The sequence below is a fragment of the Pseudonocardia sp. McavD-2-B genome (assembly GCF_024124365.1).
In the GTDB taxonomy this organism is placed as follows: domain Bacteria; phylum Actinomycetota; class Actinomycetes; order Mycobacteriales; family Pseudonocardiaceae; genus Pseudonocardia; species Pseudonocardia alni.
In genome coordinates, this window is sequence record NZ_JAMXSG010000465.1 from 1 (window position 1) to 2,275 (window position 2,275).

Annotated in this window: 3 protein-coding genes; 1 reads left to right on the plus strand and 2 read right to left on the minus strand. The window is 77.8% G+C overall.

The genetic code is table 11. From position 1 onward, the window contains the following. Nucleotides 1-446: CdaR family transcriptional regulator (locus NH602_RS30220; protein WP_253069608.1), on the plus strand; the 446-nt coding region annotated here is incomplete at its 5' end. A 260-nt stretch (nt 447-706) separates the two neighbouring features. Here the strand turns inward: NH602_RS30220 and NH602_RS30225 are convergent. Next, entirely contained in the window at nt 707-1,612 is a 906-nt protein-coding gene (locus tag NH602_RS30225; protein WP_179762286.1) for a hypothetical protein, read from the minus strand. 337 nt (nt 1,613-1,949) lie between these two features. After that, a complete protein-coding gene (locus NH602_RS30230; protein WP_139282703.1) occupies nt 1,950-2,132 on the minus strand; it encodes a hypothetical protein in 183 nt (60 codons plus the stop codon). Nucleotides 2,133-2,275 lie beyond the last annotated feature (143 nt).

Consider the following 2,275-nt stretch of genomic DNA (forward strand, 5'->3'; position numbering starts at 1 on the left):
CGGTCGCGCTCGGCGGGCCCGGCCGCGGCCTCGACGGGGTCCGCGGCGCGCACCGCCGGGCCCGCCGGGGGCAGGAGGTGGTCACCGCCGCCGCTCCCGCCGCCCGGCTCCCGGTCACCACCGCCGACGACCTCGGCCCGCTGCTGCTGCTCGACGCGGGCACCGACCTGCTCGCCGCCCGGGTCGCCGAGATCCTCGGCGACCTGGCGATCGACGACGAGCAGCACGCCCGGCTCCGCGACACCCTCGCCGCCTACCTGCGCGGCGGCGGCAGTCTCGTCGCGGCGGCGGGCGAGCTGCACCTGCACAAGAACACCGTGCAGTACCGCCTGCGCCGCGCCGAGGAGGTGCGGGGCCGGCCCCTCGGCGACGACCGGCTCGACGTCGAGGTGGCGCTCCTGGCCTGCCGGATCCTCGGGGCGACCGTGCTGCGCCCGGCCGACTGACCGGCTCCGCGCACCGACCCGTCGGCTGCCCCGGTGATCCGCCGGCCTCGGTGGTCCGCCGGCCTCGGTGGTCCGCCGGCCTCGGTGATCCGCCGGTCGCGCGTCGGCCCGCCGGCTGCGTGCCGGCCCGCCGCCCTGGCGGCAATCCCTCCTGCCGCGTGCCGATCCGCTGTCCGCGTGCTGATCCACTCGCCGCGCGGTGATCCGTTTCGCGCGCGTCCGGACACGCGCGGGCAACGGATCACCACGCGGGGTACGGATCATGCTGTCCGCGGGAGCCGCTGCGCGACGGCGGCGAAGTCGTCGAGCTCCTCCCAGGTCCAGCGCACGACCGTCCGCACACCGGGCCGGGCCCGCAGGGCGTCCTCACGCCGCTTCTCCCGGACGACGGCGTCGGCCGCGCTCTCTCCCGGGCGTCGCGACCGCCCGTACTTGCCGAGGCCGTCGAATTCCCCGACCACCCCGTGGTCGGGCCACCAGAAGTCGACGACCCCGATCCGGTGGCCCCGCTCGTCGAGCAACGAATGCTGCAGCACCGGCCTCGCCACGTGCAGGCGGGCCATCCGGACCCGGCTGCGTGACTCGCCGGGCCCGTCCGCGCGGGCGTCGGCGAAGGCGACGACCGCCCGGGCCCGGCCGATGCCGTGGCGCCCGCAGGCGGCGAGTACCGCATCCCGCAGCCGGTCCGGCGCGACGAGGTGGCGGTGCAGGGCCGCGTCGGCGACGGCCACGGCGGTCTCGAACGGTGCCGTGCGGGCCACGTCGACGACGGTGCGGGCCACCGACGTCGTCGCGATGCCGCGTACGTCGACGACCTCGTCGGCGGACAACGGGGAGGCGTGTACGCGCAGCCGCGGCCCGCCGCGCCCGCCGGACGCGCCGTCCCGGGTGACGTGCACCGTGGTCAGAGGCACGCCCCAGACCGGCAGGCCGTGTCGTACGGCGGCGGACGGACCGCTGACCACGGCCCCGGGGGCGAGCGAGGGGACCGTCGCCTCCACCAGCGTCGCGTGCCGCGTCGAGGCGAATCGCAGACGCTCGTCGCCGGTCTCCAGGTACACACCGGGTCCGATCCCCGTCCATCGCCCGCTGCGCAGAGCGGCGCGGATCTCGGCCTCGGTCGTCCCGAGTCTCAGCAGGTCGCGGCGCAGCAGCGGTTCGTCCACGGCCCCGACCCTGCCCGCGCCCGACGCCCGCGCCGGAGCGGATCCGCCACCTGTGGAGCATTCCCGCGATTGTGGACGGGCACCCGATGATCGCCCTGTCGCGCGGTGATCCGCTCGGCGCGCGCGTCCGGACACGCGCGCCGAGCGGATCACCGCGCGGGGTGCGGATCACCGCGCGCGCAGCGGATCAGGACTCGGGCGGGGGACCGGCGCGCGGGCGACGGATCAGCGTGTGGGCGGCGGGTCGACGCGGGAGCGGCGGAGCACTGCGGCAGCGGCGGGGCGGTGCGGCAGCGGCGGACAGGAGTGGGCGCGGAGGGGCCGGGCGGGCGGTGGGTCAGAGCTCGCCCGCGAGCACCTCGTGGTCGCGCAGCCGGGGCAGCCGCAGCACGACGGCGTCGCGGTCGTCGCGGGTGGGGCGGGTGCAGTGCGGGCAGCGGACCCCGGCGGCGTCGCCGTGGCGGGCGGCGCGGCACAGGGGCACGACGGTGGCCGGAGCGGGTGCCTCGTGAGCAGGCATCGGCGTACCCCCCGGGACGTCGTCGTCGTGTGGTCACCCCAGGCTAGCGCAGTCGGTGTGGTCCCCGTCACCCCGTCGTCGTCACGCGCGGTCGGCGAGGTGGATGCGGTAGAGGTCGGCGTGCCGGTCCGCGGCCGCCGTCC